The organism is Bacillus sp. Pc3 (genome assembly GCF_000815145.1).
Taxonomy (GTDB): Bacteria; Bacillota; Bacilli; order Bacillales; family Bacillaceae; genus Bacillus; species Bacillus velezensis.
This window is the reverse complement of record NZ_CP010406.1, coordinates 330609-348703: the sequence shown is the minus strand read 5'-3', so window position 1 is coordinate 348703 and position 18095 is coordinate 330609. Positions and strand designations below refer to the sequence as shown.

The window sequence follows — 18095 nt, the reverse complement described above, 5'->3', positions numbered from 1 at the left end:
AGGAACTGACAATGAGTAAAGAAAAAATCTTTGAATTGCTGCAGAACACAATCTACGAGGTTTTGCCTGATTTAGAAGGCGAACAGCTTTCACAGGAAGACCGGTTAGTTGATCTGGGGGCGGATTCAGTGGACCGCGCCGAAATTATCACGATGATGCTTGAAGAATTATCACTGCAGATCCCGCGTGTTGAGCTGACGGGAGTGTCAAACATCGGCGAATTGGCGGCAAAGCTTTATGAAAAGGTACAGGCTGTCTGATAAAACGGTGAAATAATCGGAAACTCAAAATTCATATTGGAGGCGAAGTTCATGGCGGCTGCCGGAATAGAAGCGATAAATGTGTTTGGCGGGACAGCATACCTTGATGTCATGCAGCTGGCGGAGTACAGAAACTTAGACCCTGCCAGATTTGAAAATTTACTGATGAAAGAAAAAGCGGTGGCGCTTCCGTACGAAGACCCCGTTACATTCGGCGTTAACGCGGCAAAGCCGATTATCGACCGATTGACAGAGGCTGAAAAAGACAGAATCGAGCTGCTGATTACCTGCTCGGAGTCCGGCATCGACTTCGGAAAATCACTCAGTACATATATTCATGATTACTTAGGCCTCAACCGGAACTGCCGTTTATTTGAACTGAAACAAGCCTGTTATTCAGGAACGGCGGGTTTGCAGATGGCGCTTAACTTTATTTTGTCGCAGACATCCCCCGGAGCGAAGGCGCTTGTCGTCGCGACGGATATTTCCCGGTTTTTAATTGCCGAAGGCGGTGATGCGTTAAGTGAGGATTGGTCTTACGCCGAACCCAGCGCCGGAGCGGGTGCCGTCGCCTTATTGATCGGTGAAAATCCAATTGTATTTCAGGCGGATGCGGGCGCTAACGGCTACTACGGCTATGAGGTGATGGATACATGCCGTCCGATCCCGGACAGTGAAGCCGGTGACGCCGATTTGTCATTGATGTCTTACCTCGATTGCTGTGAACAGACATTTCGCGAGTACAAAAACCGTGTGCCGGGCGCTGACTACAAAGAGACGTTTCACTATCTAGCCTTCCATACACCGTTTGGCGGCATGGTCAAAGGGGCCCACCGGACGATGATGCGCAAGCTTGCAAAAGCGAAAAACGCTGAAATCGAACAGGATTTTCAAACCAGAGTAGAGCCGGGGCTCCGCTACTGCCAAAGAGTCGGAAACATTATGGGAGCAGCCTCTTTACTGGCTCTTGCAAGCACGATTGACCAAGGGGCATTTGACACTTCTAAGCGGATCGGCTGTTTCTCCTACGGCTCCGGATGCTGTTCAGAATTTTACAGCGGCGTTGTGACGCCTGAAGGGCAAGCGCGGCAGCATTCTTTCAAAATAGAAGAGCATCTGAACAACAGATACAGGCTGTCCATGGAAGAGTATGAAGAACTGTTTAAAGGCAGCGGTTTGGTGAAGTTCGGTACCCGGAATGTCAAATTGGATATGAATATGATTCCGAACATTTTAGACCATCATGCCGGGAGCCCTCGTTTATATTTGGAAGAAATCACGGAATTTCATCGGAAATACAGGTGGATATCGTGACCTATGAAACGATAAACGTCCGTTTTCAGCAAAATGTCTGCTTCATCACCTTTGATCGGCCTGAAGCCAACAATACGATTAATGAGCGTTTAGTGGAGGAATGCCTGCATGTTCTTTCTGAATGTGAAGACTCCGTGACCTCCGTAGTGCTTGAAGGGCAGCCGGAGGTATTTTGTTTCGGGGCGGATTTTGATGAGATGTACCGGAAAATGAGGCAGGGAATGCAGCATGCGGAATCGCAGGAGCCGCTTTACCGTTTGTGGCTGGCATTAAAATCCGGGCCGTACATCACAATCGCCCGCGTCCGCGGAAAAGTAAATGCGGGAGGTGTCGGTTTTGCCGCCGCGTGCGATATCGTCATTGCAGAGGAGAATGCTTCGTTCAGTTTATCTGAACTGTTATTCGGACTTTATCCGGCCTGCGTTCTGCCGTTTTTAATTCAAAGAATCGGATTTCAAAAGGCGCATTATATGACGATCATGACAAAGCCCGTGCCGGCACGCCAGGCGCTTGAATGGGGACTTTGTGACGTATGCGTCCCGGACTCAGCAACAGAGCTGAGAAAGCATTTGCTGCGCCTCCGCCCGCTGTCGAAAAAAGCAGTCATCCGCTATAAACAATACATGGATTCCTTAAACGACCTTGTTCATCGTTCGAAATCCATTGCTTTAGCCGAAAATCAAGCGATGTTTTCAGATCCGGATAACCAATCAGCCATCACCCGTTATGCAGAAACGGGGCGGCTTCCTTGGGAAACGGAGAACAGTTAGGAGGATATCATGCCGAACGCCGCAGTTGAACTGCTCGAAATTGAACCGGATATTATCCAAGTGACAATGCAGGATAAAGCCCATAAAAACGCCTTCTCCAAAGAACTGACGGATGGATTGATGGAAGCATTCACCCGTATAAAAAAATCGTCAGTCTATAAAGCTGTGATTTTAACAGGATACGGCCATTACTTTGCTTCCGGAGGCACACAGGAAGGCCTGCTCAGGATTCAGCAGGGCATCACGAAGTTTACGGAAGACCGCATGTACTCTTTGGCGCTGGAATGTGATATTCCCGTCATTTCCGCCATGCAGGGCCACGGAATCGGAGGCGGGTTTGTCATGGGGCTTTTCAGTGATTTTGTCATTTTAAGCAAAGAAAGCGTGTATACCGCAAACTTTATGAAATACGGTTTCACCCCCGGAATGGGCGCTACCTTTATCGTTCCGGAGAAGCTTGGGGCAAGCCTCGGCCATGAAATGCTGTTAAACGGCGGCCACTACCGCGGCGGTGACCTGGAGAAAAGAGGGGTGCCTTTTCCGGTGCTTCCTCGGCAGGAAGTACTAGACTATGCGCAGGAATTGGCCCGTGAGCTTGCGGAAAAACCGAGAAACTCTTTAATTACATTGAAAAGGCACTTGGTGACGCCGTTTCGCGAGCAGCTTCCGGCCGTCATTGAGAAGGAGTTAATCATGCACGATGAGACGTTTCATGATGATGAAGTGAAAAAACGAATCACGACGATGTACGGAGTATAAGACATACATCTTACATACAGATGAAATGGAGGCAGCTCTATGAAAAGTGATATGAAGGCAAGCGGGTTACTCAAGCCATCTGTCAGCTATGGAAAATCATTGCGGCTTTCAGCGGATCAGCCGATGACGATTCCTGAAGTCCTGCACAAAACCGCCGCGGCAGCGGGAGACCAAAAGGGCATCACATATATACAGCCTGACGGCACCAAAGTGTACCAGACTTACAGCGGCCTGAAAAAGATCGCTCTTTCGATTGTGAAAGGGCTCCGCCAATCAGGAGTGAAGGCTCAGGATGAAGTCATATTACAGCTCAGTGACAATTCCCAGTTGATTCCTGCTTTTTGGGGCTGTGTTTTTTTAGGAGCGATCCCTGTTCCGCTTGCGGCCGCTCCGGCTTATACAGAAATGAACAGCGGGACGCAAAAACTGAAAGACGCCTGGACGCTTTTGAATCAGCCGTATGTCATCACAAGCCGTGACGTGCTGCCGGAGATGACTGAATGGGCGGAGGAGCAGGAGCTTTCCGGTTTTTGCGCTTTAGCGGCAGAAGATCTCAGTGCGCACGAAATGGATACGGACTGTCATCATCCCCGTCCGGAAGATTTGGCGATGCTGCTTTTGACCTCGGGAAGCACGGGCACGCCGAAAGCCGTGATGCTCAGCCATGAAAACATCGTCTGCATGGTCAAAGGAAATATTCAGATGCAGGGCTATACAAGTGAGGATGTCACGTTTAACTGGATGCCTTTTGACCATGTCGGCGGCATCGGAATGCTTCATCTGCGTGATGTTTATCTCGGATGTGAGGAAATCAACATACCGAGCGAATCCATTTTGATGGACCCTTTAAAATGGCTCGACCTGATTGATCATTACCGCGCTTCGGTCACGTGGGCCCCAAATTTTGCCTTTGGGCTGCTTGCTGATTTTGCAGAAGAGATTCAAACGCGGAAATGGGACTTATCTTCCATGCGTTACATGCTGAACGGCGGGGAGGCCGCGGTTGCGAAAGTCGGACGCAGAATTATGGAGCTTTTAGAGCCGCACGGTCTGCCGGCTAATGCCATCCGTCCCGCATGGGGAATGTCCGAAACGTCTTCGGGCGTTATTTTCTCAGATGAGTTTACATTGGAAAACACGAGTGACGACGATCGTTTCGTCGAGATCGGTCTGCCGATCCCGGGATTTAATATGAGAATTACGGATGACCGCAATCAAGTGGTGGAAGAAGGAGAAATCGGCCGCTTCCAAGTGTCGGGTCTGACTGTAACGAGCGGATATTATGAGCGCCCGGACTTAAATGATAGTGTCTTTACAGAAGACGGCTGGTTTGAAACGGGAGATCTCGGATTTCTGCGTGAAGGCCGCCTGACGATAACGGGGCGCACGAAAGATGCCATCATTATCAACGGTGTGAATTATTACAGCCACGCCATTGAATCAGCCGTTGAGGAATTGCCGGAAATTGAAACGTCATATACAGCGGCATGCGCCGTCCGGCCGAATCAAAGCACGACAGATGAGCTGGCGATTTTCTTTGTGACATCTGTTCCGTTGGATGAGAACCGCATGACGAAGCTTCTTCATCACATTCACCAGCACGTGACACAGAGAATCGGCGTTACCCCTGATTATCTGCTTCCGGTCGCAAAAGAAGACATTCCTAAGACGGCGATCGGGAAAATCCAGCGCACTCAGCTGAAACATTCATTTGAACAAGGGCAATTTGATTCATTACATAATAACAGACAAGAAGGCGGCAATTCAGACACGGCTTCTGCAGAGAAAGAAATTGAACGGGATTTTATCCGTTTTCTGAAAGAGGAACTTTCCATCGCGGATGAGCTCGTTGATCCAAATACACCGTTTCAAAGTCTTGGCGTCAATTCCATCAAGATGATGAAACTCGCCAGATCAATTGAAAAAACGTATCACATCCGGCTGACGGCAAGAGAGCTGCACAAAAACCCGACGATTGGCGCTTTAGCGGCTTATACTGCTGAAAAAGCGGCAAACATGTCAGCGGACCATCATCCCCAAAAAGCCGAACCGCCGGCAGAACGGGAGAGACGGCAAACGGCGCCAGCGCTTTCAGAAGTCCAAAAAGGGCTGTGGACATTGCAGAAAATGTCGCCTGAAACGACTGCATACCATGTCCCGCTCTGTTTCCGATTCACATCCGGAATCGACAAAGAGAAACTGAAACAGGCGTTTCAGCTCGTATTAAAGCAGCATCCGATGCTCAAAAGCGCCGTGAATGAAACAGACGGCGGGTTTTATTTCATAGAAGCGGCAGATCCTTTTGTATTCTCGGAAGAAGATATTTCTGACGTCAATGAATCACAAATATCCGCTCTGATACGGAAAAAAGTGAAAGAGCCGTTTGTCAAAGAAGGCGGGCCTTTGCTGCGCGTGCAGCTGCTTTCAAAATCCGCCGAGGAACATTATCTTTTGACGGTCATTCACCACATCGTGTTTGACGGCATTTCATCCATTACATTAATTCACAGTCTGCTGGATCATTATCAGGCGCTGCTGGAGGGAAAAGAAGAGTTTACAGCTGCCGCTCCCGGTATTCATCCCGATTTCGCGGCTTGGGAAAAGCGGTATTTAGCGGGTGAAGAAAGCAAAGCTGCCCGCGCTTACTGGATGAAACAGCTCGAGGGCGATCTGCCTGACCTTCAGCTTCCGCCGATGCGCACGGAAAGCAGTGTTCCGGAGTTTACAGAAGATACGCTGACACGCCGTCTTCCCGAACGGCTGCTGAATAATATAACGGCGTTTGCCGCATCCCGTTCGATTCATTTGTCTACCGTCATGCTGAGCTGTTACATGGTGCTTTTAAGCAAATATACGGATAAGGAAGATATTGTGACAGGCATGCCTGCAATGGTCAGACCCGAAGAACGCTTTGACGGAGTGGTCGGCCATTTCCTTAACATGCTTCCCATACGGAGCAGAGCCGGACGAAAAGAAACATTTGCTGACTTTGTTCAAAAGGTGCAGGATGCCGTTCTGGACGGACTGGATCACTCCTTTTATCCCTTTCCGAAAATGGTGCGTGATGTGCATGCGAAACCCCGGCAGAACGGTTCGCCTGTTTTCAGCAATGCCTTTTTCTATCAGAACTTTCTGCAGCATTCGAGCTATCAATCGATGCTTGATGAATACAAGGAATTCTCCTGTGAGTTTGTAAAAGACATTCATCAGGAGGGGGAATATGATCTTGTATTTGAAATGTGGGAAGAAGCATCAGGCATGGATCTTACGATTAAATACAGCACCGAATTATTCGACGAAGCAGGGGCGGCCAGGCTTTTCAGCCAATTTGTACAAGCTGCTGAAGCTTTGACGGCGAATCCGGATACGCCGCTTGAGAACGTTTCTCTCATGACAAAAAGAGAGGAGCACATGATTCTTAAGTCTTGGAATGAGACAAGCCGTGAATATCCGGATGCCTGCTTCCATGAATTGTTCGAACGTCAGGCGGCAGAAACGCCGGACGCTTGTGCGGTTGTGTATGAAGAGCAAAAGCTGACGTACCGTGAGCTTAATGAAAAAAGCACGAAGCTGGCGCTCTATTTGCAGGCGCACGGTGCAGGCCCTGATGATCTCATCGGCATTTATACAGACCGTTCATTGCATATGGCTGTCGGACTTCTCGGCATTTTAAAAGCCGGGGGAGCGTATGTGCCGCTTGATCCTTCTTATCCCGCTGACAGATTGGAATATATGATCGCCGACAGCAGGATTTCAATGTGCCTGACGACAGCTGATTTAGAGCACTCTTTGAACTGGGGAGGCGTGCAGACAACTGCCATTGACCGCGATTGGTCTCATATTGAAAGTACAGCCGCGGAAAGAACGTCGCTGAAGCGGTTAGTGACACCTGACGATCTGGCGTATGTCATTTACACGTCGGGCAGCACGGGCAAACCGAAAGGCGTGATGATTCCGCACCGGGCGCTGACCAATTTCTTACTCTCGATGGCGAATGAACCGGGGCTTTCGTCCGAAGACAAACTGCTTGCCGTCACGACATATTGCTTTGACATCGCGGCACTGGAGCTTTACCTTCCTTTAATCAAAGGAGCGGAGTGCAACATCTGTAAGACAGAAGTCACAAAAGACGCACGGAAGCTGAAAGAGCTGATTCAAGAGTACAAACCGACGATCATGCAGGCGACCCCGTTTACGTGGAAAATGCTCTTTCATTCCGGATGGTCAAATGAAGAAAATGTGAAAATCCTTTGCGGCGGAGAGGCGCTTAGCGAACAATTGAAGCAGCAGTTTCTCGATACGAAAAGTGAGGCTTGGAATATGTTCGGGCCGACAGAGACGACAATCTGGTCCGCGGTGCAGCGGATAACGGAGAATGAGAGCGCGCTTACGATCGGACGCCCGATCGCCAATACCCGCGTGTATATTATGGATTCCGGTCTCAACCCTGTTTTAGAAGGGGTGCCGGGAGAACTTTGTATTGCGGGAGACGGATTGGCAAGAGGGTATTTCAACAAGCCTGAGCTGACAGATAAAGCTTTCGTCAGCCACCGGCTCGAACTGGGATCAAAGCTTTATAAAACAGGCGATATGGCGCGTTTTCTTCCCGGCGGCCGCATTGAATACATGGGACGGATGGATACCCAAGTCAAAATCCGCGGCTACCGCATTGAACCCGGAGATATTGAGAGCAGGCTGAATGCCCATCCGGCCGTACAGGAAAGTGTAGTGGTTGTGAACAATCACTCCGGAAATGAGAAGCTTTGCGCGTTTTATATCCGGAAAAACGGAGAGCCGCTTCCGTCTGCAAAGGAATTGCGCAATCATTTGAAACAAGCGCTGCCGGCCTATATGACGCCAGCTTCGTTTATCCGTCTTGAAGAGCTGCCGCTTACGCCGAACGGAAAAGTGGACCGCAAGCTTCTTGCTGCCCGCGATCTGACGGAAAAGCAGCCGGACACACAAACATTTTCATCAACTCATATCCAGCAGGCGGTGCTGGCGATTTGGCAGGATGTATTGAAAAGCAAAGATATAGAGCTTGATGACCGCTTTTTTGATGCGGGGGGAGATTCGCTTCTTGCCGTGACTGTCACTGACCGGATGACGCAGGAACTGGATTGTGAATTCAGTGTAACGGAGCTGTTTGAATACGCGACGGTAAAAGACATCAGCCGGTACATCACAGAACAAAAACCGAAAGAAACCGTTTTGGCTCCTGTGCCGCAAAAGAAAGTGAATACAGAATACCGGGAACACCCGGCGGGAGAATTTCCCGATTATTACGAGGACAGCCTTGCGGTTATCGGTATATCCTGTGAGTTTCCGGGAGCGAAAGATCATTATGAATTTTGGAATAACATCAAAGAAGGCAAAGAAAGCATCACCTTCTTTTCAAAAGAAGAGCTCCGCCGATTCGGTATTTCTGAAGAACTGGCTGATCATCCCGGCTTCGTTCCGGCTAAATCAGTTTTAAAGGGGAAAGAAATGTTTGATCCCGGTTTCTTCGGCTTTTCACCGAAAGATGCGGAGTATATGGACCCTCAGCTGAGAATACTTTTGCTCCATTCATGGAAAGCAATCGAGGATGCGGGATATATCTCCAAAGAAATTCCGGAAACAAGCGTGTATATGTCTGCCAGCACAAACTCTTACCGCAGCCTGCTGCCGGAGGAGACGACAGCACAGCTGGAAACGCCGGATGGCTACGTGTCATGGGTGCTTGCCCAAAGCGGTACGATTCCGACGATGATTTCTCATAAACTCGGGTTGAAAGGGCCGAGCTATTTTGTCCATGCCAACTGCTCATCTTCGTTAATCGGCCTGCATTCGGCTTTTCAAAGCCTGCAGTCCGGCGAAGCCAAGTACGCCCTTGTCGGCGGTGCGACCCTTCATACGGAATCAAGCGCCGGGTATGTTCATCAGCCGGGGCTGAATTTTTCGAGCGACGGGCATATTAAAGCGTTTGACGCGGATGCTGACGGAATGATCGGCGGTGAAGGGGCCGGCGCCGTGCTCTTGAAAAAAGCGTCTGATGCGGTTAAGGACGGCGACCATATTTATGCGCTGCTGCGCGGAATCGGCGTCAATAACGACGGAGCGGATAAGGTCGGATTTTATGCGCCGAGCGTCAAAGGACAGGCTGAGGTCATTCAGAAGGTCATTGATCAGACGGGCATCCATCCCGAAACGATCGCGTACGTCGAAGCTCACGGCACGGGAACAAAACTCGGCGATCCGATCGAACTGTCCGCACTTCAATCGGTGTACGGCCGATATACAGATAAAAAACAATACTGCGGCATCGGTTCAGTCAAAACAAATCTCGGGCATTTGGATACAGCGGCCGGAATGGCGGGCTGCATCAAGGTTGTCATGAGCTTATATCATCAGGAAATCGCGCCGAGCATCAATTACAAAGAGCCGAATCCGAATCTTCATTTAGAAGACTCTCCGTTTTACGTAGCGGAAGAAAAGAAAGAGTTAACCCGTGAGAACAGAGCGCACCGCATGGCTTTAAGCTCTTTCGGTCTTGGCGGAACAAACACACACGCGATTTTTGAACAATATCCGGATGCATCCGAAGCAGCAGACGCTGCCGGCCCGTTCATCATTCCGTTGTCTGCCAGAAAAAAAGATCGTCTGAAGGAGTACGCAAAACAGCTGCTGGCTTTTCTGGAAAGAAAAACGGACACAGACCTCGCTGATCTTGCCTACACATTCCAAGTCGGAAGGGAAGCGATGGAAGAGCGCGCGGCCTTTATCACAAGCGGCATTGCGGAGCTGAAGCGGCAGCTTGCCGATTTTATCAATGATAAGCCGGCTGTAACAGGCTGCTTCAGAGGAGAAAAACAGCAGGCGAAAGATATTGCCTGGCTTTCTGATGATGATGACAGCGCTGAACTCATTGAGAAATGGCTTGCGAAAGGAAAAGGACCGAAGCTCTGTGAAATGTGGAGTAAAGGCGTCGCCATCAATTGGCACAAGCTTTACAAAGACAAGCATCCGAAACGAATCAGCGTGCCGGTCTACCCGTTTGCAAAGGAGCCGTACTGGCCGAAAAAAGCAGAAAAGAACACATCAGCCGCACACACCGGAGTCTCAGTTTTACACCCGCTCGTGCAGCAAAATACGTCAGATTTGGCCGTTCAGCGGTTCAGCTCACGGTTTACAGGCTCAGAATTTTTCCTGAAGGATCATGTGGTCAGGGAAAAAGCGGTGCTGCCGGGAGCGGCATATTTGGAAATGTCTTATGAAGCGGTAAAACGGGCGCTTGGCGGCTTATTAAAAGACCAAGACAGAATAACGCTCCATCATACCGTCTGGATGAAGCCGATCGTCGTTCACGAACAAGAGCGCCAAGTCCATATTGCGCTGTTCCCTGAAGAGGACGGCATCATCTCATATGACATTTACAGCGTAAACGCTGACGACGAAGAAGTGCTGCACAGCCAAGGACGGGCCGAGATCATAAAGGCTGAACGAGAGCCTGAGGCCGACCTTTCTGCCATACAAAACAGGTGCACAGCGGACATTCTTGATCCGGCGGCCTTTTATCGGGAAGGCCGGAGCAGGGGGATGTTCCACGGAAAAGCCTTCCAAGGCATTAAGTCCGCCTTTATCGGCGAGAAAGAAGTGCTTTCGGACATACAGCTTCCGGATTCTGTTTCTCACACGAACGGAAAATTTACGCTTCATCCGAGCATCATTGATTCAGCTATTCAGACGGCGACGATCTGCATTATGCAGGAGTTTTCCGGACAAAAGCTGATTCTGCCGTTTGCGTTGGAATATCTTGAAGTCATCAAAGCATGCACGCCGGCTATGCGGGCGCATGCACGCTTCAGCGAAGGATATCAAACCGGTGATTCCGTGCAGAAAGCCGACATTGACCTGTTCGACGAAACAGGAGCGCTTTGCGTGAAGGTGAGAGGATTCTCTACGAGAGTGCTTGAAGGCGATGCAGAATCGGCTCAGCCGCCATCAGGATCGGAAAAGGTCTTGTTTGCATCGGTCTGGAAAGAAGCCGCCGCATCCGAGAAAGCTGCTGTCCGTGCTGATGAGCATTTGATCATACTTTGTGAAGATGCCTGCCGTATAAAAGATGAAGCGGCATCCGGCCTGAAAGACGCCGAACTGCTGATTGCAGAAGGTGAGGGTGAAACAGCCGCTGAACGCTTCCAAAGCTACGCGCAGACAATCGCCGAACACATCCGGCTGATCATCAGCGAAAAAAGGCAGGGCCGCATTCTGATTCAGACCGTTATCTCAGCAGACGGCAGCCAGCAATTGTTTGCGGGGTTAACAGGTTTGTTAAAAACAGCCGAGCTGGAATACGGAAAACTTGACTGTCAGCTCATCGAAATGGAATCAATCGGCGAAATGCCGGCTGTCGCTCAAAAACTGAAAAACGACAGTCATCGGCCGCATGATAAACATATCCGTTATAAAGGAGAAAAACGGTATGTGAAGGCTTGGGAAGAAATGCATCCCGCAGGGGGCGGCATCGTCTGGAAGGACGAAGGCGTATATCTGATTACCGGAGGCGCAGGAAGCCTGGGCTTGATGTTCGCAAAAGAAATCGCAGGTCGCGTAAAACACCCGAACATCATTCTGACGGGCCGCTCAAATCTGACAGAAGCCAAACAGCGTGAGCTTGCTATGCTTCAGCACTCAGGCGCAAATGTCGTCTACAAAAAACTGAATGCGGCGGACCGGCGGGAAAATGAAGCGCTGATCAAAGAGATTACGGCGGAATTCGGAAAGCTTAACGGAATTATTCACGCTGCGGGAGTGATACAAGACCGCTTCCTGCTGCAAAAAACGAAGGAAGAGTTCAGAGAAGTGCTTGACCCGAAAGTGATCGGAACCGCTTATTTAGATGAAGCCAGCAAAGACTGCAATCTTGACTTTTTCGTATTGTTCTCCAGTGTTTCCGGCGTTCTCGGCAACGTCGGGCAGGCTGATTATGCCGCCGGCAACGCGTTTATGGATGCATACGCCGCTTACAGGCAATCCCTTACGGAGAATGGCCTGCGGCACGGAAAAACGGTCGCCTTTAACTGGACGCTGTGGAAAGATGGCGGTATGCAGGCGGGAGACGAGACAGAGAGAATGATGAAAAAAGCTTTCGGCATGGTTCCGCTTCAAAAGGCGTCAGGCCTGGCTGCATTTTATGAAGGAATGGCTCAGGAAAAGCCGCAGCTTTTAGCAGCTGAAGGACAAGCTGCAAAATTAAAACAGTCGTTCCTGTCCATTTCTGAAACTGAAAAGCCGCAGGTGGAGAAAATAGAGCCTGTATCCGCCGTTTCGGGAGACAAATGGCACGGTGCGCTTATCCGAATGGTCAGTTCAATTTTAAAAGTCGGCCAAGACGAGATTGATATTGATACGGAACTGAGTGAATACGGTTTTGATTCCGTATCGTTTACCGTCTTTACGAATCAATTAAATGAAGCGTATCAGCTGGAGCTGGCGCCGACGATCTTCTTCGAACACGGGACGATCCGCAGTTTAGCAGAGTATTTGACGGATGAGGCAGAAGCCGGCCTTCCTTCTCAGCCGGAAGAAAAACACGATGCAGAAGAATCTCTTCAAACGCTTCACACCGCTTTGAAAGCCATGGTAAGCGGCATTTTAAAAGTTGACCGTGAGGACATTGAGACAGATACGGAATTGAGTGAATACGGTTTTGATTCCGTATCGTTTACCGTCTTTACGAATCAATTAAATGAAGCGTATCAGCTGGAGCTGGCGCCGACGATTTTCTTTGAGTACGGAACGATCAGCGGTCTCGCCGGATATTTGGCAAAAGAGCATCCGGGCCGTTTCGGCGAAAAGAAGAAAGAGTCTCCGAAAAAAGAGCAGCCAAAAGCCCAAAAACCGAAAATGCAGCGGAAAAAGCGCTTCGCAACGGTAATGAACGCCGCGGCAGTGACACAAGAGCCGCGACGCTTGGACCCGGTTGCCATTGTCGGAATCAGCGGCCGATTCCCGGGTGCAAAGGATATAGAGGAATTTTGGCGCAATTTGAAAGAAGGAAAGGATTCGATCACAACCATTCCGAAAGAACGCTGGGATTGGCAAGCGTTTGATGGCGACCCGAATCTTGAAGGGAATAAAACGAATATCAAGTGGGGCGGCTTTATCGACGGAATAGCTGAATTTGATCCGCTGTTCTTTGGGATTTCACCGCGGGAAGCCCAATATTTAGATCCGCAGCAGCGGCTGTTATTGACTTATGCATGGCGGGCGATAGAAGATGCGGGCTGTAAGCCGGAAAGCCTTTCCGGTACAAATACGGGTGTCTTTATCGGAACCGGAAATACCGGTTATAAAGATTTGTTCATAAGGGCAGGTCTTGCGCCGGAAGGACATGCGGCGACAGGCAGCATGATTCCTTCCATAGGTCCGAACCGTTTGAGCTATTTGTTAAATCTTCACGGGCCGAGCGAGCCGATTGAAACGGCATGTTCAAGCTCGCTTGTGGCGATTCACCGGGCGGTATCCGCTATAGAAAACGGAGAATGCGACATGGCGATTGCCGGGGGAATCAACACGATTCTGACGGAAGAAGCGCATATCAGCTACAGCAAAGCAGGCATGCTCAGCAAAGACGGAAAATGCAAAACCTTCTCCAAAGATGCCAACGGGTATGTCAGAGGAGAAGGCGCGGGAATTCTGATGCTGAAGAAACTGACAGATGCAGAACGTGACGGCAATCCGATTTACGGTGTGATCCGCGGTACGGCTGAAAACCACGGCGGCCGGGCGAATACGTTAACCTCGCCGAATCCGAAACTGCAGGCTGATTTATTGGTGAAAGCATACCGGAAAGCGGGAGTGGACCCGAGCACCGTTACGTATATTGAAGCGCACGGTACAGGAACGGAATTGGGCGATCCGATTGAAATAAATGGTCTGAAAGCGGCGTTTCACGAGCTGGCGAAAACAAATCAAGAGCCCGAAGTCTCCGGTCACCGCTGCGGCATCGGTTCGGTCAAAAGCAATATCGGCCATTTAGAGCTTGCCGCGGGAGTATCAGGCGTCATGAAAGTGCTTTTGCAAATGAAGCACAAAACGCTGGTGAAAAGCCTGCATTGCGAAACGATCAATCCGTACATTCAGCTCGATGACAGTCCTTTCTACATCGTGCAGGAAAATCAGGAATGGACGGCAGCAAAAGATAGAAACGGAAATGCTGTTCCGCGCCGGGCCGGGGTCAGCTCATTTGGCATCGGCGGGGTCAACGCCCATATCATCATTGAAGAGTATGTCCCGAAAGCAGCCGCTCAGCCTGAGCACAGCCCGGAAAATCCGGCAATCATCCTTTTGTCCGCCAAATCAAAAGAAAAACTGTTTGAACAGGCGCAGCAGCTGCAAAAAGCGATCCGTCAAACGCCGTATACAGATCAAGACTTGGCGGGCGTCGCTTATACGCTGCAAACCGGAAGGGACGAAATGGAAGAGCGCTTGGCCATTCTTGCAGCGACGATGGCGGAATTGGAAACAAAGCTGGAAGCATTTACGAAAAATGAGAAAAACATCGCCGGGCTGTATACCGGCCAGTCTCACCGCAATAAAGATACGTTTGCCTTGTTCACGGCCGATGAAGATATGGACCTCGTCATTGACGCCTGGATTAAAAAAGGAAAATTCGCCAAGCTGGCAGAGGTATGGGTGAAAGGCGGCGTATTGAATTGGAACCGGCTGTATGAAAAGGGTACGCCGCGTTTACTCAGTCTTCCGTCTTATCCGTTCGCAAAAGACACGTATTGGGTGCCTGAGAATCCTGACAAAAAGAAGGTCCATACAGAGGAACGGATGAAACGTATTTTGACGAAACAATGGGAACTGAGCCCGCTCGAACTGGGTGAACCGTGCCCACGTTCCGTTGCGATTTTGACAGGCGGGGACACGGTCAATCTAGCAGAAGAGATCGCAGCGCACATGCCGAATCACCGTATCATCACCGCATCAGACCTTACCGGTGAATATGACTGGCAGGCGTTTGACGGAGTCATCGACCTCCTCGGCGCAGCGAAAGAAGATTCTCAAGACATGGCCGGAATCAAATGGCTTCAGCAATTGATTGAGCATGGGCATAAAGAAGGGATGACACTGCTTTGTGTCACGAAAGACCTTGAGTCACTAGATAAAGAAGCCAATCAAACAACAGGAGCAAAACGGGCCGGTCTGTACAGAATGCTGGCATGCGAGTACGGTCACCTGTCTTCAAGGCATCTCGACCTTGAAGGAGCGCTTTCGGATGACAAACTGGCGAAGCAGATTGCCGATGAGTTTCATGCTCGCACTGATGACGCGGAAGTTTGCCGGAGGGACGGCTTGCGCTACCGCGCTGTATTAAGCGGCTCAGAAAATATGAATATGCAAGGCGAGAGAATTGATTTTCCGGACAACCATGTGCTTCTGATCACCGGAGGGACGAGGGGGATCGGTCTTTTATGCGCACGCCATTTTGCCGAACATTACGGAGTGAAAAAACTGGTGCTTACAGGCCGCGAGACCCTTCCGCCGCGAAGTGAGTGGACGGGCGGACTGAATGGGGTGACGGCTTCTGTAAAAGCGAAAATTGAAGCCGTTCTCGACTTGGAATCCAAAGGTGTACAAGTGAAGGTTTTGTCAGTTCCGTTAGCTGATGAAGCCGGGCTGAGACAGGAACTGAGTCAGATAAAACAGACGCTCGGACCTATCGGCGGCGTGATTCACTGCGCGGGTGTGACCGATAAAGAGACGCTCGCATTCATCAGAAAAACCGATGAAGACATACAGCGCGTGCTCGAGCCGAAAGTAGACGGGCTTCAGGCGTTATACAGTGTGCTCAGCGAAGAGCCGCTGAAGTTTTTCGTCTTGTTCTCTTCCGTGTCAGCTGCGATACCGGCGCTTTCGGCAGGACAGGCCGACTATGCCATGGCCAATGCGTATATGGACTATTTTGCAAACTCATACAAAGAGCAGCTGCCGATCGTAAGCATTCAGTGGCCGAACTGGAAAGAAACCGGAATGGGCGAAGTAACGAACAAAGCTTATAAAGAGAGCGGGCTATACAGCATCACGAATGCAGAAGGATTACAGCTCCTTGACGGCATACTTCTTGAATCAGCAAGGGGCCCGGTGCTGCCGGCCGTTCTGAATCCTAAGCTGTGGAAGCCGGAGCGATTCCTGCGGCGGAGCAGGCAGGATCAGCCAATGAGTCCGGCTATGGTAAAACCGGCGGAAAAAACCGCTTATACTGCCGCAGACAACGCTCAATTAACAAGGAAAACAGAAGAATGGCTGAAAGAATTATTTTCTGAAGAGCTGCGGATTGACCAGGATCAGCTTGAGACAGACGTATTATTCCAAGATTACGGAGTGGATTCCATTATTCTTGCTCAGCTTCTGCAGCGGATCAATCGGAATCTCTCGGCATCGCTTGACCCGTCCATTCTGTATGAATATCCGACGATTCAATCTTTCGCAAATTGGCTTCTCGAAGGATATACAGAAGTTTTGTCAGAACGGTTTGATTTGGCGACGGCGGAGCCTGTTAAGAAGAAGCCGGCTGAGCCGTTGATTGAAACACAAGCCGTTAAGGTGCAAGAAGAGGCGGCCGGAAAACAGATTCACCGGGAAGATATCGCGGTCGTCGGCATGTCCTGCCGGTTTCCGGGAGCGGCTTCTTTAGAGGCGTACTGGTCGCTTTTGGCTGAAGGCCGTTCGGCTATCGGTCCTGTTCCGGCTGAGCGATGGGGGTTGAAGACGCCTTATTACGCGGGAATGCTTGATGGAATTCATCAATTTGATCCAGACTTCTTTTTACTGGCTGAAGAAGATGTAAAGGCAATGGACCCTCAAGCTTTGGCCGCTCTGGAAGAATGCCTTAACCTGTGGCATCACGCGGGCTATACGCCGGATGAGATAAAGGGAGAAGCAATAGGTGTGTATCTCGGCGGACGCAGCCGTCACAGACCGGGTGAAGAGAAACTGCTGGACGCGAAAAACCCGATCGTCGCGCTGGGCCAGAATTATTTGGCCGCCAATCTCTCTCAATACTTTGATATGCGCGGCCCGAGCGTTGTCCTCGATACGGCTTGTTCTTCTGCTTTAGTCGGAATGAATATGGCCGTGCAGGCTCTTGTAACAGGAGAAATAAAAGCGGCCGTCGTCGGCGGCGTGAGCCTGTTTGAATCAGAAGAAACCCATAAATTATTTGAACAGCGCGGCATATTAAGTAAAGCGCAGTCGTTCCATGTATTTGACGAACGCGCCGATGGAGTCGTGCTGGGCGAGGGTGTCGGAATGGTTCTATTAAAAACCGTGTCTCAGGCCATTGAAGACGGAGATTCTATTTATGCCGTAGTGAAGGCGGCATCCGTCAATAATGACGGAAGAACGGCAGGCCCGGCTACGCCGAGTCTGGAAGCGCAAAAATCCGTCATGAAGACGGCTCTTGAAAAAAGCGGAAAACAGCCGGAAGACATTACTCATATTGAAGCGAACGGTTCAGGCACGGTCGTGACGGATCTGTTAGAACTGAAGGCCATTCAATCCGTCTACCGTTCAAAAGACGCCGGCCCGCTCGGAATCGGATCTGTGAAACCGAACATCGGGCACCCGCTTTGCGCCGAAGGAATTGCAAGTTTCATAAAAGTTGTTCTCATGCTGAAAGAAAAGAGCTTTATCCCGTTTTTATCAGGCGAGCATGAAAATACACATTTTGATAGAGAAAAGGCCAATATTCAGTTCAGCCGCACTCTGGCAGACTGGCCGTCACCAATGCCGGCGGCAGGAATTAACTGCTTTGCCGACGGCGGAACAAACGCTCACGTCATTGTGGAAGCGTGGCAGGAAGACGAAGGGCGCCGAATCAAGCGCCATCCTTTAACACCGCCTGCATTAAATAAGCGGCTGATTTCGCCGGACAGCAAAGAAGAAACGAACGAAAAAGCTGCGGCAAACATCTGGGATACCTATGAAGTGGAGGTTTAAC

The 18095-nt window shown here is 50.2% G+C and carries 5 protein-coding genes; all 5 read left to right on the top strand.

The window, feature by feature from the left end; translation table 11 throughout:
• The first annotated feature begins 11 nt into the window (after nt 1-11).
• Genes SB24_RS01215 through SB24_RS01195 form a run of 5 tightly spaced genes read left to right on the top strand, consistent with a single transcriptional unit; the run spans nt 12 to nt 18094 of the window.
• Nucleotides 12-260, top strand: coding sequence for an acyl carrier protein (locus SB24_RS01215; RefSeq protein ID WP_014417817.1), 249 nt, complete (start codon nt 12-14; stop codon nt 258-260).
• Between the two features lie 51 nt (nt 261-311).
• Nucleotides 312-1574, top strand: a complete 1263-nt coding sequence (locus SB24_RS01210; protein WP_031379105.1) for a hydroxymethylglutaryl-CoA synthase family protein — start codon at nt 312-314, stop codon at nt 1572-1574.
• A complete protein-coding gene (locus tag SB24_RS01205; RefSeq protein ID WP_031379104.1) occupies nt 1571-2344 on the top strand; it encodes an enoyl-CoA hydratase/isomerase in 774 nt (257 codons plus the stop codon). The genes SB24_RS01210 and SB24_RS01205 overlap by 4 nt, the downstream gene beginning before the upstream one ends.
• 9 nt (nt 2345-2353) lie before the next feature.
• Entirely contained in the window at nt 2354-3103 is a 750-nt protein-coding gene (locus tag SB24_RS01200; protein ID WP_003154094.1) for a polyketide synthase, read from the top strand.
• A gap of 39 nt (nt 3104-3142) precedes the next feature.
• A complete protein-coding gene (locus tag SB24_RS01195; protein ID WP_039251456.1) occupies nt 3143-18094 on the top strand; it encodes a non-ribosomal peptide synthetase in 14952 nt (4983 codons plus the stop codon).
• The last annotated feature ends 1 nt before the right edge of the window (nt 18095 follow it).